This window comes from Streptosporangium sp. CA-115845, assembly GCF_050943795.1.
Classification (GTDB): Bacteria; Actinomycetota; Actinomycetes; order Streptosporangiales; family Streptosporangiaceae; genus Streptosporangium.
This window is the reverse complement of record NZ_CP191988.1, coordinates 5,519,862-5,546,723: the sequence shown is the minus strand read 5'-3', so window position 1 is coordinate 5,546,723 and position 26,862 is coordinate 5,519,862. Positions and strand designations below refer to the sequence as shown.

Below are 26,862 nucleotides of genomic sequence, written 5' to 3'. Positions count from 1 at the left end.
TGGAGACATCTGCTGGGTCGAGGTTCTCCCAGCAGGGAGGCGACAACGCACTCCAGGCGGTCGAGGCTGCACAGCGCGCTCCACCAACTGTGACACGTGTGTCTGTTCGGGATGCAGCGCGGCTTCCTCCAACTCGGCTCGCAGTGCGGTCATCGGAGTGCGCAGTGCGTGAGAGAGGTAGCACCCGACGTCCCGTGACTGGTAATGAGGGTCGGTCCAGCCCTGGTCGTCGTCGGCCAAGCTCTCCCCGTCAGCCGGTCCGGGCGGTACGGGAACCTGATGGTGGGCGATTGGAGCGGGTGCGGCGGTTATGGGGTTGCGGGGAGGTGGCGGAGGTCCGTCTCGATTCGGGAGGCCGTTTCGGTGAGGGTGGGGAGGATATCGCGGACCAGGTCGTCGGGGGTGGCGCGGCTGGCGTGGGTGGCGACGTTGAGGGCCGCGACGGTGTGGCCGATGCGGTCGCGGATGGGTACGGCGATGGAGCGGACGCCCTCCTCCAGCTCCTGGTCGACCAGGGCGTAGCCGTCGCGGGCCGCCTGCCGTACGGTGTCCGCCAGCTCGTCCGGGGAGGCGACCGTGTGGCGGGTCAGCGGCTGGGGGGCGATCTCCGCCAGGCGCTCCTCGGGCAGGTCCGCCAGGAGGACGCGGCCCATGGAGGTGGCGTAGGCGGGGAAGCGGGTGCCGACGGTGACGGCGACGCTCATGATGCTGGCCGTGGGCACGCGCGCCACGTAGACGACGTCGTCGCCGGAGAGCACGGCGACCGAGGCCGACTCGCGGACCCGGGCCACCAGGTCTGCCAGGTGCGGCTGGACGACCTGCTGGAAGGTCAACCCCGACAGGTGGGAGTAGCCGAGCTCCAGCACCCGGGGCAGCGGGACAAACCGGGCACCCTCGGCCGCCGCGTACCCCTGCTGCTCCAGTGACTGGACCGCGCGCCGTACGGTGGCCCGGGGCAGGCCGGTGGCCCGGGCGGCATCGGCGAGGGTGAGCCCGCCGGGCACCGAGCCGAGCGCGACCAGTACGGCCAGGCCGCGGGCCAGCGACTGGAGGTACCCCGCGCCCAACTCCGCCTTCACGGCCCGCGAGGAGTCCAGGGCCCCGGCGGGACGGGAAGCGGGTGAGCCCTCCTTCCGGGCCGCCTCCATCGCCGCGACCGTCGCGCGGAGCCGGGGCAGGGCGTGCTCGCGCAGGCCCGCGATGCCGTGCCTGCTGGTGTGGCTGACCACACTCACCGCGCAGACCGCCCTGCCGTCCGGGTTGCGCACCGGCAGCGCGACCGCGATCAGGCCCGGCTCGACGAGCTGATCGTCTTCGGCCCACGGCGCGTCCGGGTCGCGCAGGACCAGTCCGGCAGCGCAGCGGGCGGCGGGGAGCGCGTCCCCGACCCGGAAGGTGATCGATAGAGTGCGCCGCCGGGTGAACTGGGCGATGAACCGGACGTTCTCCCCGTCCGGTACGGCCAGCGAGACCGACTCGTCCAGCTCGTCGGCGAGCCGCCGGGCGTGCGGACCGAGCGCCTGGGGCAGCACGCTGCAGGTCAGGTAGGCCGCGCCCAGCTCCGCCAGGGGAGGGGCGAGCAGCAGGTCGCGATTCTCGGCCCGGAGGTAGCCCAGGCGTAGGAGGGTGACCACGACGCGATCGACCGTCGACCTGGCCAGACCGGTGGTGCGGACCAGGTCGGTGGCGCGCGTCCGCCGGGGCTCGGCGGACAGTGCGCGCAGCACGGCCAGGCCACGTTCCAGGGTTCCGGCCGGTTCCATCGGCACTCCTCGATCAGCGGAGGCCCTTTGACAGGAGCGCCTCCGATGCAGATACTCATGTCCACATTAGCGAACTAAAGTTCACTAGGCGAACAACTCGCCCGGTGGGCGCTGCGGATCGGACGGAGCGTCGTGCGGAAAGACACGGGAAGAGACCCGGAAGCGGGCCCAGGAAACGGCAAGGTGGCGGCCACGACCGCCGAGGCGCTGGCCGGGGTGCACGATGGCGCGTCGTTCGCGGTCGGCGGCTTCGGCCTCAGCGGCATCCCGAACGTGCTGATCCAGGCGCTATACGACACAGGCGTGACCGGCATCAGCGTGGTCTCCAACAACTGCGGAGTGGACGGCGGCGGCCTGGGCGTGCTGCTGGCCGCCCGGCGGATCGCCCGGATGACCGCCTCCTACATCGGCGACAACAAGGAATTCGCCCGGCAATACCTGGCAGGCGAGCTGGAGGTCGAGCTGACCCCACAGGGCAGCCTGGCCGAGCGGCTGCGCGCGGGCGGGTGCGGCATTCCCGCCTTCTACACCCCCGCCGGGGTCGGCACCCCGGTCGCCGACGGCGGGCTCCCGCTCCGGCACACCTCCGACGGATCGGTCGCGGTGGCCTCGCGGCCCAAAGAGGTCCGTGAGTTCGACGGTCGGCCGTATGTCCTGGAGCACGGCATCACCACCGACTTCGCGCTGGTCCGCGCGGCCAAGGGCGACCGGCACGGCAACCTGGTCTTCGCCAAGGCATCCCGCAACTTCAACCCGTTGGCCGCGATGGCCGGGCGGGTCACGATCGCCGAGGTCGAGGAGCTGACCGAGCTGGACCCCGACGAGGTCCACCTCCCCGGGATCTTCGTGCAGCGGGTGTTTCCGCTCACCCCCGAGCAGGCCGCCGAGAAGGGAATCGAGAAGCGGACGGTGCGCACCCCATGAGCTGGACACGGGACGAGATGGTCGCGCGGGCGGCGGCGGAGCTGCGCGACGGCGACTACGTCAATCTCGGCATCGGGTTGCCCACGCGCATCCCGTCGTTCCTCCCGGCCGGTACGGACATCGTTCTGCACTCGGAGAACGGCGTCCTCGGCGTCGGCCCCTACCCGGCCGAGGACGAGGTCGACCCCGACCTGATCAACGCGGGCAAGGAGACCGTGACCGCGCTGCCCGGCGCGTCGTTCTTCGACTCGTCGCTCTCCTTCGGCATGATCCGCGGCGGTCACGTCAACGTGGCGGTGCTGGGCGCGATGCAGGTCTCGGCCCGCGGCGACCTGGCCAACTGGATGGTCCCCGGCAGGCTGGTCAAGGGCATGGGCGGGGCGATGGACCTGGTGCACGGCGCCCGCAGGATCGTCGTCATCATGGAGCACACGGCCAAGGACGGCTCACCCAAGATCGTGAAGGAGTGCTCGCTCCCGCTCACCGGCCGGGCGTGCGTCCACCGGATCATCACCGACCTCGGAGTCCTGGACGTCACCTCCGAAGGACTGAGGCTGGTGGAGACCGCCCCCGGGGTGAGCCCGGACGAGCTGCGCCGCCGTACCGACGCGGAGGTCACCGCATGAGCACCGGCACGAGAACCGTCTACATCCTCGACGCCGTCCGCACCCCCTTCGGCCGGTACGGCGGGGCGCTCGCGGGCGTGCGCCCCGACGACCTGGCCGCGCACGTCCTGAAGGCGCTCATGGAGCGCACCGGCCAGGAGACCGCCGACGAGGTCGTCCTCGGTAACGCCAACGGCGCCGGCGAGGAGAACCGCAACGTCGCCCGGATGGCCGTGTTGCTGGCCGGGCTCCCCGTCACCACACCCGGCGTCACCGTCAACCGCCTGTGCGGCTCCGGCATGGAGGCCGTCGTCCAGGCCTACCGGATGATCGCCCTCGGTGAGGCCTCCGCGGTGGTCGCCGGGGGAGTGGAGTCGATGACCCGCGCGCCCTGGGTGCTGCCCAAGCCGGACCGCGCCTTCCCCGCGGGCGGTCAGGAGCTGGTCTCCACCACCCTCGGCTGGCGGCTGGTCAACCTGCGGATGCCCGCCGAGCACACGGTCGCCCTCGGCGAGGGCGCCGAGCTGATCGCCGACAAGCACGGCATCACCCGCGAGGAGCAGGACGCCTTCGCCCTTGCCAGCCACCGCAAGGCCGCCCAGGCGTCCTTCGAGCGCGAGATCGTCCCCGTCGGCGACCTGACCCGTGACGAGGGCATCCGTTCCGACACCTCGCCGGAGGCGCTGGCCAAGCTCAAGCCGGTCTTCCGCACCGGCGGCACGGTCACCGCGGGCAACTCCTCCCCGCTCAACGACGGCGCGGCGGCGCTGCTCCTGGTCGGCGAGGACGGGCTGCGCGGCCGGGAACCCCTGGCCCGGATCACCGCGAGCGCCGTCAGCGCGCTGGAACCCCGCTACTTCGGCCTCGGCCCGGTCGAGGCGACCCGCAGGGCACTGGAGCGAGCGGGCCGCGACTTCGCCGACCTGACCACCGCCGAGCTGAACGAGGCGTTCGCCGCGCAGACGCTCGGCTGCCTGGCCGAGCTGCCCGAACTCGACCCATCGACGGTCAACCCGCAGGGCGGGGCGATCGCGCTGGGCCATCCACTGGGGGCCTCCGGAGCCCGGATCACCGGCACGGTCGCCCACCGGCTGGCCGCCGCCGGATCCGGTACCGGCCTGGCCTCCCTGTGTATCGGCGTCGGCCAGGGCCTGGCCGTCATCCTCGAAAGGTAACCGCCCCATGTCCCTCACCCAGGCCGACATCGACCGGGAGATCACCGAACGGCGCGCGGCGGCCGTACCCGGTGACCATCCCGCGCGCGACTACGCCCCCTACCGCGGCACCCTGCTCCGCCACCCCAGCCAGCCTCTGGTCGCGGTGGAGGACCCCGAGGCCGCCGAGCTGACCGGGCCGGTCTTCGGCGTCACCGACGTGACCGCCCTGGACAACGACCTGACCCGGCAGCACCTCGGCGCCCCGCTGGGCGAGCGGATCACCGTGCACGGCCGGGTCACCGACCGCCACGGACGCCCGATCCGCGGGCAACTCGTGGAGATCTGGCAGGCCAACGTCTCCGGCCGCTACCTCCACCAGCGCGACGACCATCCCGCGCCGCTGGATCCGAACTTCACCGGTGTCGGCCGCTGCCTGACCGGCGACGACGGTGAGTACACATTCATCACGATCAAGCCGGGTGCCTACCCCTGGCGCAACCACGTCAACGCCTGGCGGCCCGCGCACATCCACTTCTCGCTGTTCGGCATGGCCTTCACCCAGCGCCTGGTCACCCAGATGTACTTTCCGGGCGACCCGCTCTTCCCCTACGACCCGATCCTGCAGTCGGTCACCGACGACCGAGCCCGGCAGCGGCTGGTCGCCGCCTACGAGCACGACCTGTCCGTGCCTGAGTGGTCGCTCGGCTACCGCTGGGACATCGTGCTGGACGGCCCCGCCGCGACCTGGACGGAGGAAGGCCGATGACCCGCCCCACTCCCTCGCAGACCGTCGGGCCGTTCTACGGCTATGCGCTGCCCTTCCCCGGCGGCGGCGACGTCGCCCCGGCCGGTGACCCGGCAGCGATCACCGTCCACGGCCGCGTCCACGACGGCGCGGGCGCCCCGATCCCCGACGCGTTGCTGGAGTTCTGGCAGGCAAACCCTGCCGGGAACCTCGCGGGCGCGCCCGGTAGCCTCCGCCGCGACCCGGTGACCGGCGCGGTCATCGGCAGGAACGGGGTCGACTTCACCGGCTTCGGCCGGGTCGCCACCGACGCCGACGGCCACTGGGCGCTGCGCACGCTACCGCCTGGCAACGGCTACATCAGCGTCTGCGTGTTCGCCCGCGGCCTGCTGCACCACCTGTTCACCCGCGTCTACCTGGTGCACGACGCCTTCCTCGACACGCTGCCTGCCGGTCGCGGGCGCACGCTCCTGGCGGAACGGGAGCGGGAGGGCGTGTACCGGTTCGACATCCACCTGCAGGGCGAGAAGGAGACGGTCTTCCTTGACTTCGAGTGACCTCGGAACCCCGGACGGCCCCGGGGCACCACGGGACTTCGGGCTCTCCGGCGACTCCGCGCTCCCGGGCGACCTCGGGCTGCTCTCGCCGATGCGGGGAGCCGCCCGGGAGACCGGTGACGCCGCAGCCATCACCGCCGCGGCCCGGACCGTTGCCTTCGACCTGCCCGGCCTGGCCGGACGGGCCCGCTCCGGCGGTAACCTGGTCATCCCGCTGGTGGACGACCTCCGCGAGGCCGCGCGGCAGGAGAAGAGATGACACCGCTGCACTACCGGATCGACGGCCCCGGGCACGGCGAACCGCTCATCCTCGGGCCCTCGCTCGGCACCTCGCTGCGGGTCTGGGAACCACAGCTCGCCGCCCTGGCCCGCCGGTTCCGCGTGGTCAGGTTCGACCTGCCTGGCCACGGTGAGTCCGATCCGGGCGCGTACGGCGTGCGGGCGATGGAGGACCTCGCGGACCTTGTGCTGGAGGTGGCCGACGCGTACGGCTTCACCGGCTTCCACTACGCGGGGATCTCCATCGGCGGTGCGATCGGCGCGACCCTGGCCGTACGGCACCCCGCACGGGTGCTCTCCCTGGCGATGCTCTGCTCCTCCGCCCGCTTCGGCGAGCCGGAGGCGTGGCGGGAGCGGGCCGAGTCGGTCCGCGCCGAGGGGACGGGGCCGCTCTTGGAGGCCGCCGCCCAGCGGTGGTTCGCCGGTCCCGTACGGCAGCCGCTTCTCGACGACCTCGCCGCCACCGACCCGGCCGGGTACGCCGTCTGCTGCGACGCCCTCGCCGGCTACGACCTGCGCGGCTCCCTCGCGGAGATCACCGCTCCCACGCTGATCCTCGCCGGGCGCGAGGACCTCGCGACGCCGCCCACGCACGCCCGGCGGCTCACGGACGGCATCCCCGGATCCACCCTGGTGGAGGTCCCCGGAGCCGCCCACCTGGCGGGCGTCGACCGGCCGGAGTCCGTCACCGCCGCCCTGCTCGCGCACCTGCCCGCCGCGGTGGGGATGACCGTCCGGCGCGAGGTGCTCGGCGACGATCACGTGGACCGGGCGATCGCCCGCACCACGGCCTTCACCCGCGACTTCCAGGACCTGATCACCCGCTACGCGTGGGGCGAGATCTGGACCCGTCCGGGCCTGGACCGCCGGACCCGCAGCTGCGTCACGCTGACCGCGCTCGTCGCCCATGGCCACCTCGACGAGCTGGCCATGCACGTCCGCGCCGCTCTCCACAACGGCCTGTCCCCCGACGAGATCGGCGAGGTGCTGCTGCAGACCGCGATCTACTGCGGGGTGCCCGCCGCCAACGCCGCCTTCGCCGTCGCCCAGCGCGTGCTGACCGAGACCGCCCCCGACACCCCAGAAGGATGACCATGAACCGCACCCGGATGGGAACCATCGGCGCCGGAACCCGCCGGCCTGCTCCTCGGGCACCTGCTCTCCGCGCAGGGCATCGACAACATGGTCCTGGGGAGAGCAGGACCCGCGACTACGTCGAGCGCCGCCGGCGCACCGGGATCCTGGAGCAGATTCAGGGGATCGACAACCCGGAAGGCTCCGGCGCCTCGAAGTGCTCCGACACGCGTTCGGCGCTGAAGGCGCCGCGTTCGGTCACGATCCTGGTCACCAGGTGCGGGGGAGTGGCGTCGAAGGCGGGGTAGTGGCCGGTCACGCCCTCGCCTGCGGTGCGCCTTCCCAGCACGTGCAGGACCTCGTCACCGTCTCGCCGCTCGATGACGACGTCGCCGATTCCCGGCGCCCGGGGGTCGGGCGCCGGGATCACCACGTAGTACGGGACGTCGAAGGCGCGGGCGGCCAGCGCCACCCCGAGGGTGCCGACCTTGTTCACCACATGGCCGTCCATCGTCACCCGGTCCGCCGCGGTCAACGCCACGTCGGCGAGCCCGTCGGCCAGCACCGAGGCGACCATCCCGTCGGTGATCAGAGTGGGCCGGTAGCCCATCTCCACCAGCGTCGGCGCGGTCAGCCGCGCTCCCTGCAGGTAGGGCCGGGTCTCGGTGCAGACGAACTCCAGTCGCTTGCCCGCCTGCTGCGCGGCCTCGACCGTCGCGATCAGGTAGGTGTCGGCCCAACAGTGGGTGAGGACGCGTGCGCCGTCCTCCAGCAATGCCGCCGCGTGCCTGCCCAGGGCCGCGCTGCTCGCCCGGTAGGCCGCGTCGTGCTCGGTCGCGGCCCGGGTCACGGCCTCCACCAGTTCCTTTCCCGACGACTCGGGGAGCGGCCCGTCCACGGTGGCGGCCAGGACCGCGTGGACGGCGTCGCGGATGTGGTTGTTCGTGGGCCGGGTCGCGATCAGCCGGTCGCCCGCCCCGCGCAGCCGGGCCGACGCCAGGACCGGTGGCTCGTCGCGGGCCTCACGGGCGGCCAGGATCATCCCGGCGGTCGCCGCGAAGGAGGGGCCGGTGCTCTGGGTGACCATCCGCTCGATGGCCACCGCGACGTCCTCGCTGGTGGCGCAGCGCACCCAGCGGTGCTCGAAGGGATAGACACGGCGGTCGAGGATCTCCACGGCGTCTTCGGTGATCCTGACGGAGTCGGCGAGGACGGGCCGTCTCCCGGTTGTCTTCATGGGGGCCTCCAGCGGTGGGGGGACCCGATCACGGTACCGGCGCCGCCTGGCGTCACCGCGATCCGGTCGTGTCCCGCGCTGCTGCCCTCCTCCGCCCTGCTCGAACGGTGGCCTGCCGCCGGGCGGCGGGCCGCTCCTGGCAGGCCCGCCGCCCGGCGGTACGGTGGGGGGTCAGCGGACGATGCCGTGGGTGTCCTTGCCGTCGCCGTTCCAGTCGCCGGTGATGGGCAGGTCGTGGGGTCTGCCGTCGCCGTAGGTGATGGTCTGGGTGGTTTCGGTGGGGGTGGTGATGGGGCTGGTGCGGAAGGAGAAGGCGTTGCCCATGCGGACGCCGATGTTGTCTTTGCCGTCGCCGTCCCAGTCGCCGACCAGGGGGTCGGCGTTGGGGTTGCCGTAGGTGATGACGTGTTGGGCGGCGCCGGTTATGGGGTTGTTGCTGAGGAGGAATCTTCCGGTGGTGGGGTCGTAGGCGCTGGGGGTGTCCTTGCCGTCGCCGTCCCAGTCGCCGATCAGGGGGCGCATGGGGGCGTCGCCGTAGGCGAGGGTCTGGGTGGTGTCGGCGGGGGTGGTGATGGGGCTGGTGCGCAGGTAGAAGGTGTAGCCCATGCGGACGCCGATGTTGTCTTTGCCGTCGCCGTCCCAGTCGCCGACCAGGGGGTCGGCGTTGGGGTTGCCGTAGAGGATGACGTGTTGGGCGGCGCCGGTTATGGGGTTGTTGCTGAGGTAGAACTTTCCGGTGGTGGGGTCGTAGGCGCTGGGGGTGTCCTTGCCGTCGCCGTCCCAGTCGCCGCTGATCGGGATCATCGGGCTGTTGCCGTAGGAGATGACGGGCTGGGTGTGGGGGCCGGAGGTCAGGGTGTCCGACAGGTAGAATTCCAGAACCCCGAGATTGGAGCCGCCGCAGTTGCGGCTCGTTACCGTGGTCTGGTACGGGTTCCCGCCCTCGCTGAGGTGATACTCGACCCCGTTGAAAGTCGGATAGATCAGCTCGGAGACCGCGCCGCTGCCGTCGCCGTTGGTGTCGCGGAACACCTCGTAGTGCAGGTGGAACGCGCCGCCGGAGTTCGTCCCGCTGTTGCCCAGTTCGCCGATCTGCTGTCCGGCGGTCACCTGCTGGCCCACCGTGACGTTCCTCGTCTTCAGATGCATATAGAAGGTGTAGTAGTTGTCACCATGGTTGATCTTGACCAGGTGGCCCGCGCCCGACTCGAAACGTGACGCGGTGACCACGCCCCCGGCCGCGGCCGTGATCGGCGTGCCCGACTGGATCTGGCTGTTGCTCCAGGGCGCGCGGTACATGTCGAGGAGTTTGCCCCGCGCGCGGTCGTGAGTGGGGCCGGTGGTCAGGTCGACCGCCATCCCACAGGGGAAGGGGGTCTGGAAGGCCGGGGCCGCGGCGGCGTGCGCCGGCGGGGTCGCCGTGCCGCCGGTGAGCACGACCAGCGCGGCCACCATCGCCACCCTCATCCGGGCCAGACGGGATGTTCTGGGCGGTTGCGGGCCGCTGGAAACGAGTGGATTCATAGTTATACGTCCCCCTGACGAGTCAGGCTCCGGTCCGTGGGGCCGAAGCCGGTCGAGCCGAGGTGGCGATCTCGGCGTGGTTGCTGGTCATCACCGTGACCGGCCCGCCGCCCGGCGACAACGAATATGGGACAGGACGGGAGAATGGGACGTAGAGGCATGCTGGCCAGCGGAATCCCAGGCGTCGTGGGATAGAGGTGGGACGAAGGTGGCGTACGGGACAACGAGTGGTCGTTCCTGTTAGCCTGCGGGCGTCAAACTCGGGGGGATCCGGGCTTGGGGAGCGAAGATGTCGGAACCGTCCGCCGTTGAGGATCTAGCCTCATATCTACGCGAGTTGAAGGCCAAGACCGGCCGGAGCTATGACGCGCTCGCCAAGCGGCTCGGCATCAGCAAGTCCGCGCTTCACCGCTACTGCTCGGGGGACGGCGTGCCACCGCGCTTCACCGTCCTGGAACAGTTCGCCAAGGAGTGCCGGGCGAACCGGCAGGAGCTCATCGAGCTGCATCGGCGATGGGTGCGTGCCCAGGCGGCCGAGGCGGAGCCCAGAGTGGCCAGGCAGGACCAGGAGCGGGAGGAGCGCGACGCGGTGCGGAGCCTGCTGGTCGCCGCGGAGCCGGAGGACCCGTCACCGGTGATCGGCGCGCGTGGGCGCCCGACGATCCTTTATGGAGGCGGAAGGCGCACGCGGCCCGTACAGGTCGTTCTGACCGTCCTCGCCGTCCTGTCCCTGACCGTGCTCCTGGTGTGGCCCTTCGAGAGCGGCCGGGATGAGGGTGCGAAGACCGTGGAGCAGGCGTCGGTCGCCTCGATGACCGTCGGCGCGCACTCCTGCATCGTCCGCCGGGGCGTCAGGCACGTCGACGCCAGGCAGGGCGGCCACGTATGGAGTACGGATTTCGTGTGCGCCAACCGGCCCGAGGCCCCGCTGTACCTCACCGTGGATCCGACCGAGAAGATAGCGATCCTGGACACCCCGAAGAGCTGGTTCGTCTGCTGGGCCTTCGGACGGGTCCAGAGCGACGGCGGGAACATCTGGTACTACACCCGAGGGGACCGCTCGGAGCCGGGAAAGGAAAGCTGGTCGGGGTGGGGGTTCGTCGGGGCCGAGCACGTCGATGCTCCCGTCCACCCGGTGCCGGCCATGCCGGGATGCGAGTTCGTGCCGGTCCCGTACACCGAAACGGGGAAACCGCGCGAGTGAGTCGGCGGTCGGCGAATCGCCGGAAAACGTAAGCCGGCCGCCCCCGCGCGTCCTTCGTCGGGCGCGCGGGGGCGGCCGGTCACCGGTGCGCGGCCTCCCGATCCCAGGTGGCCGGGGTGATCCCGGCCTGCCTGAGCTGGAACTTCTCCACCTTCTGGGTCGGCGTCTTCGGCAGCAGGTCGAGGAACTCGACGTACCGGGGGACCATGTGCGGCGCGGCGTGGCGGGCGCAGTGCTCGGTGAGTTCCTCGGCGGTGAGGCTCGCGCCGGGGCGCAGCACGACGCAGACCTTCAGATCCTCCTCGGTCAGCTCGCTGGGCACGCCGACGGCCGCGGCCTCCAGCACACTCGGATGTCCCTCCACGACCTGCTCGACCTCGTAGGCGGAGATGTTCTCGCCCCGGCGGCGGATCCCGTCCTTGGCGCGGCCGCAGAAGTAGAGGTGGCCGTCCTCGTCGAGGCGGCCGAGGTCGCCGGTGCGCAGCCACTCGCCGTGGAAGGCGGCGGCGGTGGCCTCGGGCATCCCGTGGTAGGAGTTCATGACGAGGCCGGGCTCGCGGGGGCGGATCAGGATCTCCCCGATCTCACCCGGTGGCAGTGGCGAGCCGTCTTCCCCGCCGATGGCGAGTTCGTACTGCGAGATGACGCGACCGCACGACCCGGGGCGTGGGGGGGCGTCGAGCGGCTCGTAGACCGGCACGCCGCCGTCGGTGAGCCCGTACACCTCCAGCAGCGGGAACCCGAACCGCTGCTCCCACCCGTCCCGCCAGGCGGGCATCGGCACGCCCCACGCCAGGCGGACCCGGTGCGCCCGGTCGTCCGGCCGAGGTGGGCGCTTCCACAGGATGGTCAGGGTCGCGCCCATGAAGTTGAAGACCGTGGCGTCGAAGCGGCGGACCTCGTCCCAGAACCCCGACGCGCTGAACCCGGCGCCGATCGCCGCGACGGCCCCGACCGACAGGGCCGCCACGACGGTCAGCGTGGCGGCGTCGATGTGGAACAGCGGGAACGGGCAGTACAGGACGTCCCCGGCGGTCAGCCGGAGGTTCTCCGCGTGCAGTTCGCCCTGCCGCACGAGGTAGCGGTTGGAGAGCACGCACGCCTTGGAAGGGCCGGTGGTCCCCGAGGTGAACAGCATCATCGCCGGTGCGAGCGCGCCGGTCTCCGCCGGTGCCACGGCCACGCCGGGTAGTGCCGCCCGCTCGAAGCGGGCGACGCGCGCCGTGCCGTGCCAGGCGGGAAGGGCGTCTCCGGCGCCGCGCACCAGGATCGCCTCCAGACCGGACGGCTCGTGTGGCAGCGCGGCCAGGCCGGGCAGCAGTTCCGCGTCGACCACCATGACGCGTGCCCGGGTCACCTGGAGGGCATGGGCCAGGCCGGAACCGATCAGCGAGGTGTTGACCGGCACGTGCACCGCACCCAGGCGGGCGGCCGCGAACCAGGTCAGCACCGCGTCGGCACTGTTGCGCATCAGTACGGCGACCGGCTCGCCCGGCCGCACCCCGAGCGCCGCGAGGCCCGCGGAGAGCGCGCGGGACCGCTCGTGGAACTCGGCGTAGCTGAGGTCGCCCTCACGGGTGCGCAGGAACACCTTGGCCGGGTGCCGCCGGGCACGCTCGTCAAGCAGCCGGGTGAGGGTCATGACCGCTCGCAGAGCGACCGTTCCAGACCGAACAGCCGGGCCGCGTTGTCCGCGAACAGCGCCTCCAGCGCGGGCTCGGGCAGGCCGGACTCACGCCATTCGGCGAGCGCGCGGGAGGGCTCCATCACCGGCCAGTCGCTGCCGTAGAGAACCTGACCGCGCAGCACCGTGGACATCATGCCGAACACGGTGTCCCATCCGGTGCCCGGGCGGGACACGTACTTCGGGGCCAGCCCGCCGAACTCCAGGTAGACCGTGGGGTGCCGGCGCGCCACGGCGCAGAACTCGGTGGCCCACGGCCATCCCGCGTGGCAGGCGATGAGCCGCAGATCGGGGAAGTCGCACGCCACCTGGTCCAGCAACTCGGGACGCTCGTGCCTGATGGGATGCATCCGCGAGTAGGTGATGCCGGTGTGCACCGCGACGACCAGGCCGAGCTCCTCGGCGCGCGAGTACATCGGGTAGAGGGCGCGGTCGTCGATGTCCAGGCCGAAGAAGGCGGGCTGCACGGCCACGCCGAGCAGCCCCTGGGCGGCCGCGGCGGCGACCTGCCTGGCCGCCCGCGTCGGCCGGGGCGGGTACAGGTCCACGGTGCCGATGCCCGAGAAGCGGCCGGGATGTTCGGCGACCACCTTGACCAGCGCCTCGTTCAGCGCCTCCGCGGACTCGCCGCCCTCGGACTCGGCGTGCATGACCGCCCGGTCGATACCCTCCGCGTCCATGGCGGCCAGCAGGCCGGGCAGTGTGCCTTCGTTCATCTTGCCGGTCAGTCCCAGCACGCGGTCGTACTGCTCGGTCTGCCGAAAGGGGGCGTTGTAGGTCGCGGTCTCACGCAGGTGCTGGGGGAGCCGGACCCGCGCGTCGATGATTCTCATACGTAGGCCTTTGCGGATCGGCATGGCAGGGAGCCCAATCGATCGATTGGCGATGAGGGTGATCTCTCACCGTCGCATCTTTATGAGCTCTGCTTTCATGCCTTGATTTTATGGCCGGGGCGGCACGGAGGAAGAGTATCAATCAATCGATCGATTGGCCATCATGGAGCCGGTGGTGCGATGGCCCGATATCGGGCCATCGCACCACCGGTCTCCCGGCACGGGCGGGACGGGTCAGCCGGGAAGGTCCCGGTGGTCGGAGATGCTGTCGAGCCAGGCGCGGTGCAGGTCGGCGTAGCGGCCCGCCCGCACGGCGAGCTCGCCCGGAGAGCCGTCCTCGACGATCCTGCCGCCGTCCATCACCAGCACCCGGTCGGCGATCTCGACGGTCGACAGGCGGTGCGCGATGATCAGGGCGGTCCGGTCCGCCAGGATCGTCTGCATCGCCCGCTGCACCAGCCGCTCACTGGAGACGTCCAGGCTGGACGTCGCCTCGTCGAGGATCAGTACCGCGGGGTCGGCCAGGAACGCCCTGGCGAACGCCACCAGCTGCCGCTGCCCGGCCGACAACCTGCCACCGTGCTTGCCGACCTGGGTGTCGTAGCCCTCGGGAAGCGCCGAGACGAAAGCGTCGGCGCCGATCGAGCGGGCCGCGGCCACGATGTCGGTCATGCTCGCGCCAGGCCGGCCGAATCCGATGTTGTCCGCCACCGAGCCACTGAACAGGAAGTTCTCCTGTGTCACCAGGACGATCGCGGCGTGCCGCGACTCCTCGCCGAGGTCGCGCAGGTCGATCCCGTCCAGCAGCACCCGCCCAGCCACCGGGTCGTAGAACCTGGCGACCAGCTTCGCCAGCGTGGTCTTGCCCGCCCCGGTGGTGCCGACCAGCGCCACGGTCTGCCCGGCGGGGACCACCAGGTCCAGCCGGGGCAGTACCGGGGTGCCGTCCAGATAGGAGAACTCCACATGCTGGAACTCGACCCTGCCGCGCGGGCGCTCCAGGATCACCGGGTCGCCGGGCTCGGCCACCGAGGGGCGCTCCTGCAGCACGCCGGAGAGCTTCTCCAGCGCCGCCCCCGCCGACTGGAACGTGTTATAGAACTGGCTGATCTCCTGCATGGGCTCGTAGAACTGGCGCAGGTAGAGCAGGAACGCGGCCAGCACGCCAACCGTGACCCCGCCCTGGATCGCCAGCACGCCGCCGTAGAACAGGACCGCCGCGACCGTCACGTTCCCGATCAGCTTGACCCCCGGAGAGAAGATCGCGGACAGCTGCGCGCCCCGCAGGTTGGCAGCCCGGTAGTCGGCGTTCAGCTGGGCGAAGATCGTCTGGTTGCGCGGCTCCCTGCGGAAGGCCTGGACCGCGCGCATGCCGGCCATCGACTCCACGAAATGGACGATCACCAGGGCCACGGCCTCCCGGGTCCGGCGGTAGACGATGCTCGACTGCCGCCGGAACCAGCCGGTGAACAGCGCCAGGACCGGCAGCGGCAGCAGCGCGACCACGCCGAGATGGACGTCCAGGACGAGCAGCAGGACCGCCGTGCCGACCAGCGTCAGCACGGCGGTGACGAGATCGTCGAAGCCCGACTGGAGCATCTCGGAGATGGCGTCGATGTCGGAGGTGAGGCGGGAGACGACCCGGCCCGAGGTGTAGTCGTCGTGAAACGACAGCGACAGCCTCTGGAAGTGGCGGAAGACCCGTCGCCGCAGCTCCAGCAGGATGCTCTGGCCGATGCGCCCGGCCATCCTGAGGAACACCTGCCGGGTCACCAGTTGGATGACCGCCGCGGCCAGGATCGCCGAGACGACGGTCACCAGCGTCCCCGATCCTGCGCCCGCGACCATCGGCGGGATGCCCGCGTCGATGCCCACCTTGACCAGGTAGGGGATGGCGAGCGAGGCGACGTTGCAGGTCACGATGATCGCGACAAGCACGACGATCTTCCTGCGGTACGGGCGCAGCAGCTCACCCAGCAGCCGCCTGGACCTGCTGCGCAACAGGAACGACACCTGCTCCGACAACTCGTCCTGGTTCTCGGCGGCGACCCCGCGCCACTCCTGGGAGTCGTTCCCGCTCTCCGCCGGGCTCTTCGCGGAGAGCTCCGTAGAGGGGTTCGCCCCGCTCACAGCCGCACCTCCTCCGCGTCGGGGTCGGCGGACAGCAGCGCGCGGTATTCGGGCACGCTCGCCATGAGCTCGTGGTGCCGGCCGACGTGCGCGATCGTGCCGTCCAGCAGCAGGGCCACCCGGTCGGCGAGCAGCACCGTGGAGGCCCGGTGGGCGACGACGATGCCGGTCGCCTCGCGCAGCACGTGCCGCAGCGCCCGCTCGACCAGGGCCTCGGTCTCGACGTCCAGGGCCGACAGGGTGTCGTCCAGCACGAGGATCCTGGGACGGCTGAGGACCGCCCTGGCCAGTGCGAGCCGCTGGCGCTGGCCGCCGGACAGGGACATGCCCTGCTCGCCGATCCTGGTCTCCAGGCCCCACGGCAGCCGGTACGCGAATCCGGCCTGGGCGATCCGCAGCGCGGTCGCGATCTCCTCCTCGGTCGCGTCGTGCCGCCCCAGCGTGAGGTTCTCCCTGACGCTCATCGAGAACAGCGTCGGCTCCTCGAAGGCGGTGGCGACCAGCGAGCGCAGCTCGGGCAGCGGCAGGTCGCGGACGTCGACGCCGTCGATCGTGACCCGGCCCGTGCTCACGTCGTACAGTCGCGGCACCAGGGAGGTCAGGGTGGTCTTGCCCGACCCCGTCGCACCCACGACCGCCATCGTCTCCCCCGGTCGCACCTCCAGCCAGACATCGTGAAGCACCGGCTCGGCGTCGCCGGGGAAGCGGAACCCCGCGCCCTCGAAACGCAGGTGTCCGCGGGGCCGTTCGATCACGCGGGTGCCCCCGACGATCTCCGGTTCGGTGTCGAGCACCTCCATCACCCGGTCCGCCGCGGTCATCGCCTCCTGGCCCATCGTCAGAATGAAGCCGAGTGCCGCGATGGGCCAGACCAGCTGCAGCATCAGGGTGGCGAAGGCCACCAGCGTGCCCAGCGTCAGGGTGCCGGAGCCGACCGCCAGGGCGCCGAGCAGCAGCACGAGCGCGAGGGTGATGTTCGGGATCACCTCAAGGAAGGTGAAGAACCTCGCCGACAGGCGGACCTTCTCCATCGAGATCCCGTAGATCTTCACGGCCCCCTCCTCGAAGATCCCCGAGACGTGCCGGCCGCGGCCGAACGCCTTGATCGTCCGGATGCCGGCCGCCGACTCCTCGACGACGGTGGCGAGGTCGCCCTGCTCGTCCTGGACCCGGCGGGAGATGAGGATGTACCTGCGCTCGAAGTGCAGCGAGGTGAGCACGATCGGCACCGCCGAGGCGACGACCAGCAGCCCGAGCGGCCAGTACATACGGAGCAGCAATCCGGTCACCGTCACGATCTGGACGGTGACCAGGACGAGGAAGAGCAGGCCGAAGCCGAGAAAGCGCCGGATGGCCGACAGGTCGGTTGTCGCCCGGGAGAGCAGCTGGCCCGACTGCCAGGAGGCGTGAAAGCCCATCGGCAGCCGCTGCAGGTGGCTGTAGAGGTCGTCGCGGATGCTGGTCTCCAGGCCCAGGACCGCGTCGGCCAGCAGCCAGCGCCGCAGGAAGACGAGGAACGCCTCGGTCACGCCCAGCCCCATGGCGAGCAGGGCGAGGGGGAACAGTGCCTCGCTGTCCCCCTGGGCGACGGGGCCGTCGATGATCTCCCTGCCGATCAGCGGGATGGCGATGCCGATCCCGACCGCGGCGAAGGCCGGCACCCAGATGACGACCAGGCGGGTGGCGTAGGGGCGCAGGTAGGACTTCAACCGCCACAGGGAGCGGACTTCGTCGCGGCGGCGAGGGAGAGGTGGGGATTGTCGGGTTCGGGACTCTGTTTCGGTGGCCTCGGTATCAGGGGGCATCAACAGGCGGCACACTCCTCACGGTGCTCACACCAGGTGATCGCCGTTCGAGGGCATGGCGAACCGGAGGCCCATCCCCGCTCAACCGTTCTCCCGCACCACCGTCCCAGGTGGACGCCCCGTCGGATCACCCTCACCCGCACGGCGCGGGCGACCATTCAGTTTCCGTGCCCGAGTACGGGGTCGGCAATTGATGCGACGGCTGCCATCCTGTAACCGCCAGGTCAGTGAGGCCGATGACCTCGTGCCTTTCCCCGGAGCGCGGCCCGGATCCTGCGGGAGGGCACGAACCTGCCCCCGGCGCGAACCTCGGCGGGTCCCGCTCGCGGAGAGCCGCGACCGTCCGAGCTCCGCTCGGCGGTCCGGGAACCCGGATGATCCGAGCCGGGCCCATCGCGGTCCGCCCCGGATCGTGATGGGCCCGGCCTGGCTCAGCGACCCGTGAACCGGGGCAGGCCGAGCTCGGCGAAGACCGGGCGGTGGTCGGTGTCCGGCAGAGGGTGGACGCTGAAGCTGTTGACCGCCATGCGCGAGTCGGCGAGCACGTGGTCGATCGTCACACCGGGCAGGGGCTCCCAGCCCTGCTGCGGCCAGGTGGGGATCAGGCCGTTCCCGGTGACGTCGGCCGCGTCGCGGTAGCCGCTGCCGAGCAGGTCGCGTACCAGCCCGTGGTCGAGGGTGGCGTTGAAGTCGCCGGCCAGTACCCGCAGCTGCCCGCCCGCCCTGGGCAGTGCCCGCAGCCCCTCGTCCCAGCACCGGACCTTGTAGTCGTACCTGGGGGCGCAGGGGTGGACCGAGACGACCTCGACCTCGTGGCCGCTCGGATGCCTGATCACCCCCCGTGCCTGCCGGAACCTGCCCAGCGCGATCAGGGGTTGCTCGGTGATGGGATGCCTGGAGTAGATGCCGGAGCCGTGTACCCCGTTGACCGCGCGATCCACCAGATGGGGCATGCGCCTGCGCAGGCCGGCCGCCTCCAGGCGCTCGCGCGCGGCGGGGGTGAGTTCCTGGAGGGCCAGCACGTCCGGATCGAGGGAGCGCACGAGATCCATCAGGGCGTCGGTGTCTCCCGCGCCGACGGCCAGGTTCGCGGCGAGCACCCGGAGCCGCTCGTCCGAGGCGGGCTGGTCGCCGTCGCCGAAGTAGCGGGGGAGCACGGCCGTCGTCAGCACCACGCTGGTGACCAGGGCGAGGGCCGCGGCAGCCCAGCGGCGCAGCCCCAGGGCCAGGAGCAGCGGGATCACCGAGGCCACCGCCGCGTACGGGGTGAAGGCCACCAGGGGGACCCACTGCCACACCGGGGTCCACCCGCCGGTCCTGAGCACCGCCCACACCGCGAACGGCAGCACCATCGGCCAGACCAGCAGCAGGCCCACCCATCTCGATCTGATCATGAACCGGGAGCGTAACGGTCCTCTGTGCAGATTCAGTGGAGATTGATGGCTTTATCCGCGCAGCCGGGGAGGCCGGATTGGGTGAGGACGGAGTGCCGAGGCCCTCCGGCCGCCATGGTCTCGGCGTCAGGCCGGTGACATGAAGGCCTTCCGCTCCTTCCCGCTCTCCGCGCGGCTCCTCTGGCGCGGCGCCCCGCGGACCCCGGCAGGATCCGCGGGGCGCTCCCACCCGGCCGTCGTGCGGGCGGTCAAACCCCGCCCAGCTCGCCGGAGACGTCTTCCGCCGGCCGCTCACCCGCCCGGACCCCGGTGTACACCAGGGCGGGCGGCACGTTGCGCCAGATCGGGCCCAGGCTTTCGACAGTGGTGAACGTGTCCTCCATGAGGCCGCGGAAGTGCCGGAAGCGTTGTAGCGGCAGCACGGTCAGCGTCGTGATGGTGCTGAAGGTGCCGCCGGGGATGAGCGAGGCCGAGATCTCCTCCAGGATGCGCCGCTGCCGCGCCTCCTCGAACAGCGTCCAGGGAAGGGAGGAGACGATCGCGTCGGCGTGGGACAGACCGGCCTGCCTCAGCAGCTTGCCCAGGTCCCCCGCATCAGCGGCGATCACCTCAAGCCAGGGCCTGCTGCGTCGCAGATGGCTCACCATGCCCTCGTTGACCTCCACGGCGAGCTGTCGCCCTCCGGGCGGCAGGCGGTCGCGGATCGCGTCGCTGATCACCCCACCGCCGGCGCCGAGTTCGACGACCACGGCTCCGGGAGTGGCCGGGACCACCGACGCGGCCAGGCGGGCGACGGCCTTCGAGCTGGGTGCGATCGCGCCCAGCTGCTGGGGGTTACGCATGATCGCGCCGAGGAAGGTGAGCGTGTCCCCGCCGGCGGGACGAGTTTGAGAGAGCACCGACAGCTCATTCCCCCAGCTGAGGGGGTTATGCCAGTTTAGCGGGCTTTGATGATCGAGCTTCCGCCGCCGTACCGGGGACGGGATGGCCCGGAAGCCGTCCGCGAGGCTTCCGCGGCCGACCCGCCTCTGCCCGGTGGCGGCGGAGCGAGGTACCGTCGTCTTATCGGATCCTGGTCAGGAGGGGAGCCGCCATGCCAGACGATTCCGATCACGTGCTCGATTCCATCGACGGGGCCGTCGACGAATGGCTCGCCATGAGTGACGACTCGATGCGCTGGACGCCGCCGGAGAAGGCTCACTCCAAGTCCCAGCTGGGCCTGCCGGTGCCGCCGTTGCCGCAGGTGCTGGAAGATCTTCTCCAGGAGGTCGGCAGCCGCCTTGGCCCGCCCGCCCAGGCGGTGGTCGACGCGTTCCGCCCGCTGGGGGAGGGGGTGGTCGAGGCCGTCTCCACCTTCCTCGACAGGCCGCCGGTGAGGCACCTCCTCGATCCGTCCGGCACACCGGACGATCCGGAGACGCTCGGAGACCGAGCCTTTCCCGACACCTTCGGCCCGTCGCCCGAGGACCCACCCGAGATTCGGTGAGGTTTTCCGGCCGTTCCCCCGGCCTTCGTCGAGGGAACCTCGCCGGATGTCCCCGCGCTCCCCGCCGATGACCGATGGCACCGGCCCCCGCGGGACGGGATGGGATCTCCTGGTCGCCGGAGAGAGGGCCTCGTCCGGTCACAGGGAGTGAGTTCACGGTTCCGCTTCCCTCTGGAGCGGCACATAAAGTGCGGAACTGCTTTTTTCGGGCAAAGGACAAAAATCCCGGTGAGTCGGCGTACTTCAGGAGTGATGAAATGGCGGGTCTGGCGGGGCCGATCGCGGTCGGTGTCGAAGAGGAGTTCCACGTCGTCGACGTCGACACCCGACACCTCGTCCCACGGGCCGGTGTTCTGCTGGAGCAGTTACCGGCGGAGCGGTTCACCCACGAGCTGCAGCGTTCGGTGGTGGAGGCCAACAGCAGGCCCTTCATGCATCTGGAGGACCTCGGGCACGACCTGACCGCGCTGCGCCGCACGGTGATCCAGGCGGCGGACGGTCTCGGTCTCGGGATCGTGGCGGCGGGGAGTGTGCCGCTGGTGGACCTGGCGGCGCTGAAGATCTCCCCGGACCCCCGCTACGAGCAGATGCTCGCCGACTATCAGCTGCTCACCCGTGAGCAGCTGATCTGCGGCACGCAGTTCCACGCCGACGTCGAGGATCGCGACCTGGCGGTGGCCGTCGCCCACCGCCTGGCCCCCTGGCTGCCCCCGCTGCTCGCCCTGAGCTCCAGCTCGCCGTACTGGCTGGGAGCCGACACCGGATACGCCAGTTACCGCCCGCTGCTCTGGCAGCGCTGGCCCACCGCGGGGCCCGTGGCCAGGTTCGAGTCGGCCGCCGAGTACGACCAGGTGGTGCGGGAGCTCGTGAGCTCCGGTGTGATCACCGACCCCGGCATGATCTATTTCGACATCCGGCCCTCGGCCCACCTGCCCACCATCGAGCTGAGGGTGTGCGACGCCTGCCCCAGGGTGGGCGACATCGTGCTGATCGCCGGCCTGTTCCGGGCGCTGGTGGCCAGGGAGCTGGACGCGGTGCAACACGGCCCCGAGCGCTCGGTCCGGCTGGAGATGGTCCGCGCCGCGACGTGGCGGGCGGCGCGCTCAGGGCTGGAGGGCGAGCTCGTCGACCCGGTCGAGGGCACCCCGGGTCCGGCCGCCGAGGTGATCTGGAGGATGGTGGACGGCCTGCGGCCGCAGCTGGAGGAGTCCGGCGACATCGAGCTCGTCACGTCCCTGGTCCGGGAGTCGCTGGCGCGGGGAAGCTCCTCGGCCCGCCAGCGCGAGGCGTTCGCCCGCGACGGCCGGCTGGCCGACGTGGTCGACCTCGTCGTCGCCGAGACGCGGTCCGAGGAGTGGGAGACCGCGTTCGGCGGGCTGGCGCCGAGGATGCACACCAGCCTCCTCGACGGCTACGACGCCCCCGGCGACGAGGCGATCATCGAGGGCACGGTACGCGAGTCCTACCAGCCGGTGCTGCGGGTCCTGGACCGTCTGGGCGCCCGCGGCCTGCGTGGCAGGGCGAGGCTCCTCGACGGCTACCAGCGTCGCAACGGCATGACCTTCCACGTGGGGGGCGGGAGCGAGAGCCGGGTCTTCCCGTTCGACCTGGTCCCGAGGCTGGTCCCGCCCGGTGAGTGGGCCGAGATCCAGCGGGCACTGCCGCAGCGGGTGCGGGCGCTGGAGGCGTTCCTGCGCGACGTGTACGGCGAGCGCGAGATCATCGGGGACGGCGTGCTCCCCGCCTGGGTGGTCGACGAGTCCCCCGGCTACCGCGAGCACGGGCGAAGGGTACCGCCGGGCACCGTGCGCTGCGTCGTGGCCGGGCTGGACCTGGTCCGCGACCACGTCGGCCGCTGGGCGGTGCTCGAGGACAACCTGCGGGTGCCCTCCGGTCTCGGATACGCGGTGACCGACAGGCACCTGATGGCCGAGCTGCTGCCGGAACTCGTCCCCGGCGAGGGGATCGCCGATCCACGGCAGAGCCTGCGGACGCTGCGGGAGGCACTGCTCGCGGCGGGCACGGCCGACTCGCCGGCCGTCGCCGTGGTCTCGGCGGGACCGGACGACTCCGCCTACTACGAGCACCAGATGCTCACCGAGGAGATGGGGGCGATTCTGGTGGTCCCGGCCGACCTGGAGATCAGGAACGGTCATCTGGAGGCCGCGGGGCGCAGGATCGACGTGCTCTACCGCCGGATCGACGAGAACGAGCTGCTCGAAGGCCCCCTGGGGCCGGAGATCATGGACGCCGTCGAACGCTCCGCGCTCGTCCTGGCCAACGCGCCGGGCAACGGCGTCGCCGACGACAAGTGCCTGTACCGGTACGTGCCCCGCCTCATCGCGTACTACCTGGGCGAGGAGCCGCTCATCGACAACATCACCACCTACCTGTGCCGCGACGCCGTGGACCGCGAGCAGGTGCTCGACCGGCTGGCCGAGCTGGTCGTCAAGCCGGTGGACGGATTCGGCGGCCAGGGCGTGGTCGTCGGTCCCGAGGCGTCCGCCGAGGAGCTCGGCAGGATCAGGGAGAAGATCCTCGCCGCGCCCCAGGGATGGGTCGCCCAGGAGACGGTCCGGCTGTCGACGCACCCGACCTTCGACGGGGAGCGGCTGAGCCCGCGCGTGGTCGACCTGCGGACCTTTGTCTGCTTCGGGGAGACGGCGACGGTGCCGCCGGCGGCGCTGACCCGCGTCGCACCGGCCGGCAGCCTGATCGTCAACTCCTCCCAGGGCGGCGGTTCCAAGGACACCTGGTTGCCGAAAGGGGCCGCCGTTTCTTCTCCACCTCCGACACCGAGGTGCTGGTGAAGGCCTTCCACCGCTGGGGGATCGACTGCGTCGACCGCTTCAAGGGCATGTTCGCCTTCGCGGTCGCCGAGCGGGACACCGGCCGGCTGACCCTCGGCCGTGACCGCCTCGGTATAAAACCCCTGTACCTCTCCCAGGACGCCGACCGTCTCCGGTTCGCCTCCACGCTGCCCGCGCTGCTCGCCGGAACAGGAGTGGACACCGGCATCGACCGGGTGGCACTGCACCATTACATGACCTTCCACTCGGTGGTGCCGGTCGAGCGCACCATCCTGACCGGTGTGCGGAAACTCCCCCCGGCCACCGTGCGCACCGTCGAGCCCGACGGCACCGTCACCGACCGCCGCTACTGGCGGCCGCCCTACACCCGCTCGGCCCTGCCCGACCGCGTGGGGCTGTCCTCCTCCGAGTGGCGCGAGGCGGTGCTCGACCGGCTGCGCGTGGCCGTGCACAGGCGCATGGTCGCGGACGTGCCGGTGGGCGTGCTGCTCTCCGGCGGCCTGGACTCCAGCCTGATCGTCGCACTGCTGGCCGGGGAGGGGCAGGCGGGCCTGTCGACCTTCAGCATCGGGTTCTCCGCGGCGGGCGGGGAGCGGGGCGACGAGTTCGCCTACTCCGACCTGGTCGCCGATGAGTTCGGCACCGACCACCACCGCATCCCCGTCGGCGACGCCCGCCTGCTGCCCGCCCTGGAGCACGCGGTGCGGGCGATGAGCGAGCCGATGGTCAGCCACGACTGCGTCGCCTTCCACCTGCTGTCGCAGGAGGTCTCCAGGCACGTCAAGGTGGTCCAGTCCGGCCAGGGCGCCGACGAGGTGTTCGCCGGCTACAGCTGGTACCCGCCGCTGGCCGGCGTGTCGCGCGAGGACGCGGCCGTCACGTACGCCGGGGAGTTCTTCGACCGCTCGCACGGGACGCTGGCCGGGATCCTGTCGCCCGAGTACATGCTGGAGCGGGACGTCAGCGGCGAGTTCGTCCGGCGCCACCTCGCGGCGCCCGGCGCCGACACCGCGCTCGACGCGGTGCTGCGCCTGGACACGGAGGTCATGCTCGTCGACGACCCGGTCAAGCGGGTGGACAACATGACGATGGCCTTCGGGCTGGAGGCCAGGACTCCGTTCCTCGACCACGAGCTGGTCGAACTGGCGGCGGCCTGCCCTCCCGAGCTCAAGGTGGCCTCCGGCGGCAAGGGCGTCCTGAAGGACGCCGCGCGCGAGCTGCTGCCCGCCGAGATCATCGACCGGCCCAAGGGCTACTTCCCGGTCCCCGCCATCAGGCACATCCACGGCCCGTTCCTGGAACTCGTCAGGGACGCGCTGACCGGCCAGGCCGCGCGGTCACGCGGCCTGTTCGAGCAGCCGTACGTCGACAAGCTGCTCGCGGCACCGGACGAGCACCGCACCACCCTGGGAGCGAACGCACTGTGGCAGCTCGGACTCCTGGAGCTGTGGTTGCAGGCACAGGGAGTCTGATGGCCGACATGCCCGGAGCCGGTGCCCGCCCCTCGGCGGGCACCGGCCTGACCGCCTGGAGCTGCCGGGCACCCGCGCTGGCGCCCGACCTGAGCGCCGTCGCGTTCATCGCCGACAGGGACGGCTCTCCGCGCGTCTGGGTCCAGCTTCTCGGCGGCGATCTGGAGGCGTTGCTCCCGGGAGGAGACGCCGAGACGTCGCCGGCCGGGGGAGAGACGGAGGCGTGGTCTCTCGACACCGGTCCCGAGCCCGCCGCCGACGTGAGCTGGTCTCCCGACGCCCGGCGACTGGCCGTCCTCGTCGTGCCGGGCGGCGGGGAGCACACCCAGGTCTGGACGGTCAGGCCAGACGGGAGCGATCTGCGCCCGCTGGCCGTGCCGGAGGGGGGATCGGCGTCGTTCGTGCGCTGGACCGGGCAGGGGGAGATCCTTCTCGTCGCCGAGGTCTCCGCGTCCGGCCGTACGGACGCGGTGCTCATCGACGCGGGCTCCGGCAGCCGGGAGGTCATCGCGGGCGGCGCGCTGATGCACCCGGCGGCGATCAGCCGTGACCACCGGCGGATGCTGCTGCGGCGCGGCCCGCGCGGCGTGCGACGGATGTACGCGGCCGACCTTCCCGCCTTCCCCGGTGATCCCACCGGCCTTCCCGCCGCCCATCCCGGCGACCTCACCTCGGGCATGTCCGGTCCCGACGGCTCCGCGGGTCCCGGGGCCCTCGCGTCCGGCCTCTCCGCTCCGGGGGATCTCGAACCCGGTCTTCTCGAAACCGGCGGCCCTCATCCCGGCCTTCCCGAGGACCTCACCCCCGGCCTCTGCTCCTGCCTCTCCGCTGATCCTCCGGCCGGGCTCCGCTCCGACCTTCCCGAGGGCCATCTCGAGGACTTCCCGCCCGGCCTGCCCTCGGGCCTGCCCGACGAGGCCGCGGGCGACCTTCCAGGGCCCGGGGAACAGCCGCTGCTGGCGGGGCTGAACGGCTCCACCGACTACGGCATCCTCTCTCCGGACGGGACGGTCGCCTACCTGCTGTCCGACGTCGGCCGCGACCGGGCCGCGCTGCTCGCGGTGGGTGAGGACGGCACGGGGGTCGTACTGGCCGAGCGGGTGGACGCCGAACTCGACCAGTTCGCGCTGAGTGCCAACGGCCACCGCGCCGTCCTGGTGTGGAACGACAGCGGCCGGTCGGAACTGGAGGTGATCGAGCCGGCCACCGGTGCGGTGCGCCCGCTCCCGCCGCTGCCCGCCGAGGTGGTCTCCTCGATCAGGGTCTCGCTGGACGGCAGCCTGGCCGTCCTGGCGGTCGAGGGGCCCGGCGCCCCCTCCCACGTGCTGCTCTGCGATCTGGAGAACGGCGGCTACCGGCGGATCGCGGGGGACTCCCCGATCGCCGAGGCGGCCGAGGCGGAGTTGACGCGCTTCCAGGCGCGCGACGGCATGGAGCTGACCGGCTGGCTCTACCGGGTCCCCGGGGCCCGGGGACCGATGCCCTTCGTCGTCTACCTGCACGGCGGTCCGGAGAGCCAGGAACGGCCCACCTTCAACCCGCTGTTCCAGAACCTGCTGGCCGCCGGGATCGGGGTGCTCGCGGCGAACGTCCGCGGTTCGTCCGGGTTCGGCAGGGCCTTCCGCAACGCCGACAACCACGCGCTCCGCCTCGACGCGATCGACGACGTCGCCGACTGCGCCGTCGAACTGGCGAGGTCGGGTGTCGCCGAGGAGGCCAGGATCGCCTGCATGGGGCGCTCCTACGGCGGTTACCTGACGCTGGCCGCCCTCGTCACCCACCCCCACCTCTTCCGCGCCGGGGTCGACGTCTGCGGCATGGCCGACTTCGAGACCTTCTACGACCGGACCGAGCCGTGGATCGCCGCGGCGGCCGTCAGCGAGTACGGCCACCCGGTCGCCGACCGTGACCTGCTGCGGGTGCTGTCGCCCCTGCACTCCTTCGACCGGCTGGCCGCCCCGTTGCTGGTCGTGCACGGCGCCCGCGACACCAACGTCCCGGTGTACGAGGCCGAGCAGGTGCTGCGGGAGGCGCGGGCCCGTGGCATTCCCTGCGAGTTGCTGTTGTTCGAGGACGAGGGGCACGAGATCCGGCAACTCGCCAACCGGGTGACCTTCGTCAAGAACGTCGTCGAATGGCTCAGGTGGCACCTGACCGTCCCCGACCCGGCGTGACGCCG

At 71.5% G+C, this 26,862-nt stretch carries 21 protein-coding genes; 12 read left to right on the top strand and 9 right to left on the bottom strand.

The features are described from left to right. Positions 1-308: 308 nt before the first annotated feature. Positions 309-1,763: an IclR family transcriptional regulator domain-containing protein gene (locus ACQP0P_RS27195; RefSeq protein ID WP_433359308.1), complete on the bottom strand. Its 1,455-nt coding sequence runs from the start codon at positions 1,761-1,763 to the stop codon at positions 309-311. A 183-nt stretch (positions 1,764-1,946) separates the two neighbouring features. Between ACQP0P_RS27195 and ACQP0P_RS27190 the strand changes: the two genes are divergently transcribed. From ACQP0P_RS27190 to pcaC, 7 genes are read left to right on the top strand one after another with little or no spacing between them, the layout of a single operon-like run. After that, positions 1,947-2,687, top strand: a complete 741-nt coding sequence (locus ACQP0P_RS27190; RefSeq protein ID WP_433359307.1) for a CoA transferase subunit A — start codon at positions 1,947-1,949, stop codon at positions 2,685-2,687. After that, complete coding sequence (locus ACQP0P_RS27185; protein WP_433359306.1) at positions 2,684-3,313, top strand: CoA transferase subunit B; 630 nt, start codon at positions 2,684-2,686, stop codon at positions 3,311-3,313. The genes ACQP0P_RS27190 and ACQP0P_RS27185 overlap by 4 nt, the downstream gene beginning before the upstream one ends. After that, a complete protein-coding gene (locus tag ACQP0P_RS27180) occupies positions 3,310-4,467 on the top strand; it encodes a thiolase family protein (RefSeq protein ID WP_433359305.1) in 1,158 nt (385 codons plus the stop codon). The genes ACQP0P_RS27185 and ACQP0P_RS27180 overlap by 4 nt, the downstream gene beginning before the upstream one ends. A 7-nt stretch (positions 4,468-4,474) precedes the next feature. Then, positions 4,475-5,215: a protocatechuate 3,4-dioxygenase subunit beta gene (gene pcaH / locus ACQP0P_RS27175; RefSeq protein WP_433359304.1), complete on the top strand. Its 741-nt coding sequence runs from the start codon at positions 4,475-4,477 to the stop codon at positions 5,213-5,215. Continuing rightward, positions 5,212-5,751: a protocatechuate 3,4-dioxygenase subunit alpha gene (gene pcaG / locus ACQP0P_RS27170; RefSeq protein ID WP_433359303.1), complete on the top strand. Its 540-nt coding sequence runs from the start codon at positions 5,212-5,214 to the stop codon at positions 5,749-5,751. Before pcaH ends, pcaG begins: the two co-directional genes overlap by 4 nt. Next, positions 5,738-6,010 (top strand): hypothetical protein, encoded by a 273-nt coding sequence (locus tag ACQP0P_RS27165; protein WP_433359302.1) that lies wholly within the window; start codon positions 5,738-5,740, stop codon positions 6,008-6,010. The genes pcaG and ACQP0P_RS27165 overlap by 14 nt, the downstream gene beginning before the upstream one ends. Then, the gene (gene pcaC / locus ACQP0P_RS27160) at positions 6,007-7,122 is read left to right on the top strand and encodes a 4-carboxymuconolactone decarboxylase (RefSeq protein WP_433359301.1); all 1,116 of its coding nucleotides are present in this window, start codon (positions 6,007-6,009) and stop codon (positions 7,120-7,122) included. The genes ACQP0P_RS27165 and pcaC overlap by 4 nt, the downstream gene beginning before the upstream one ends. 160 nt (positions 7,123-7,282) lie before the next feature. On the opposite strand, the gene ACQP0P_RS27155 is transcribed toward pcaC, so the two are convergent. Then, positions 7,283-8,341 carry a hypothetical protein gene (locus ACQP0P_RS27155; protein WP_433359300.1) on the bottom strand — a complete coding sequence of 353 codons (1,059 nt, stop codon included), beginning with the start codon at positions 8,339-8,341 and terminating at the stop codon, positions 7,283-7,285. A 171-nt stretch (positions 8,342-8,512) separates the two neighbouring features. Continuing rightward, positions 8,513-9,808 carry a M23 family metallopeptidase gene (locus ACQP0P_RS27150; RefSeq protein WP_433359299.1) on the bottom strand — a complete coding sequence of 432 codons (1,296 nt, stop codon included), beginning with the start codon at positions 9,806-9,808 and terminating at the stop codon, positions 8,513-8,515. Between the two features lie 346 nt (positions 9,809-10,154). Between ACQP0P_RS27150 and ACQP0P_RS27145 the strand changes: the two genes are divergently transcribed. Next, positions 10,155-11,069 (top strand): helix-turn-helix domain-containing protein, encoded by a 915-nt coding sequence (locus ACQP0P_RS27145; RefSeq protein WP_433359298.1) that lies wholly within the window; start codon positions 10,155-10,157, stop codon positions 11,067-11,069. Positions 11,070-11,148: 79 nt separating this feature from the next. Here ACQP0P_RS27145 and ACQP0P_RS27140 read toward each other — a convergent pair whose 3' ends face one another. The 6 genes from ACQP0P_RS27140 to ACQP0P_RS27115 all read right to left on the bottom strand — a co-directional run bounded on the left by ACQP0P_RS27140 (position 11,149) and on the right by ACQP0P_RS27115 (position 19,814). Continuing rightward, positions 11,149-12,711, bottom strand: a complete 1,563-nt coding sequence (locus tag ACQP0P_RS27140) for an AMP-binding protein (protein WP_433359297.1) — start codon at positions 12,709-12,711, stop codon at positions 11,149-11,151. Further along, complete coding sequence (locus ACQP0P_RS27135) at positions 12,708-13,586, bottom strand: amidohydrolase family protein (RefSeq protein ID WP_433359296.1); 879 nt, start codon at positions 13,584-13,586, stop codon at positions 12,708-12,710. Before ACQP0P_RS27135 ends, ACQP0P_RS27140 begins: the two co-directional genes overlap by 4 nt. 234 nt (positions 13,587-13,820) lie before the next feature. Continuing rightward, positions 13,821-15,716: an ABC transporter ATP-binding protein gene (locus tag ACQP0P_RS27130; protein ID WP_433359295.1), complete on the bottom strand. Its 1,896-nt coding sequence runs from the start codon at positions 15,714-15,716 to the stop codon at positions 13,821-13,823. Then, entirely contained in the window at positions 15,713-17,425 is a 1,713-nt protein-coding gene (locus ACQP0P_RS27125) for an ABC transporter ATP-binding protein (RefSeq protein ID WP_433359294.1), read from the bottom strand. Before ACQP0P_RS27125 ends, ACQP0P_RS27130 begins: the two co-directional genes overlap by 4 nt. Positions 17,426-17,952: 527 nt before the next feature. After that, on the bottom strand, positions 17,953-18,915 hold the full coding sequence (locus ACQP0P_RS27120; protein WP_433359293.1) for an endonuclease/exonuclease/phosphatase family protein: 963 nt from the start codon (positions 18,913-18,915) through the stop codon (positions 17,953-17,955). A 248-nt stretch (positions 18,916-19,163) separates the two neighbouring features. After that, the gene (locus tag ACQP0P_RS27115) at positions 19,164-19,814 is read right to left on the bottom strand and encodes a class I SAM-dependent methyltransferase (RefSeq protein WP_433359292.1); all 651 of its coding nucleotides are present in this window, start codon (positions 19,812-19,814) and stop codon (positions 19,164-19,166) included. A 194-nt stretch (positions 19,815-20,008) separates the two neighbouring features. On the opposite strand from ACQP0P_RS27115, the gene ACQP0P_RS27110 reads away from it, so the two are divergent. The 4 genes from ACQP0P_RS27110 to ACQP0P_RS27095 all read left to right on the top strand — a co-directional run bounded on the left by ACQP0P_RS27110 (position 20,009) and on the right by ACQP0P_RS27095 (position 26,857). Continuing rightward, on the top strand, positions 20,009-20,401 hold the full coding sequence (locus ACQP0P_RS27110; RefSeq protein WP_364216038.1) for a hypothetical protein: 393 nt from the start codon (positions 20,009-20,011) through the stop codon (positions 20,399-20,401). A 257-nt stretch (positions 20,402-20,658) separates the two neighbouring features. Next, positions 20,659-23,211 (top strand): glutamate--cysteine ligase, encoded by a 2,553-nt coding sequence (locus tag ACQP0P_RS27105; protein ID WP_433359291.1) that lies wholly within the window; start codon positions 20,659-20,661, stop codon positions 23,209-23,211. Continuing rightward, on the top strand, positions 23,208-24,683 hold the full coding sequence (locus ACQP0P_RS27100; protein ID WP_433359290.1) for an N-acetylglutaminylglutamine amidotransferase: 1,476 nt from the start codon (positions 23,208-23,210) through the stop codon (positions 24,681-24,683). Before ACQP0P_RS27105 ends, ACQP0P_RS27100 begins: the two co-directional genes overlap by 4 nt. Beyond that, the gene (locus ACQP0P_RS27095; RefSeq protein ID WP_433359289.1) at positions 24,683-26,857 is read left to right on the top strand and encodes a S9 family peptidase; all 2,175 of its coding nucleotides are present in this window, start codon (positions 24,683-24,685) and stop codon (positions 26,855-26,857) included. Before ACQP0P_RS27100 ends, ACQP0P_RS27095 begins: the two co-directional genes overlap by 1 nt. The last annotated feature ends 5 nt before the right edge of the window (positions 26,858-26,862 follow it).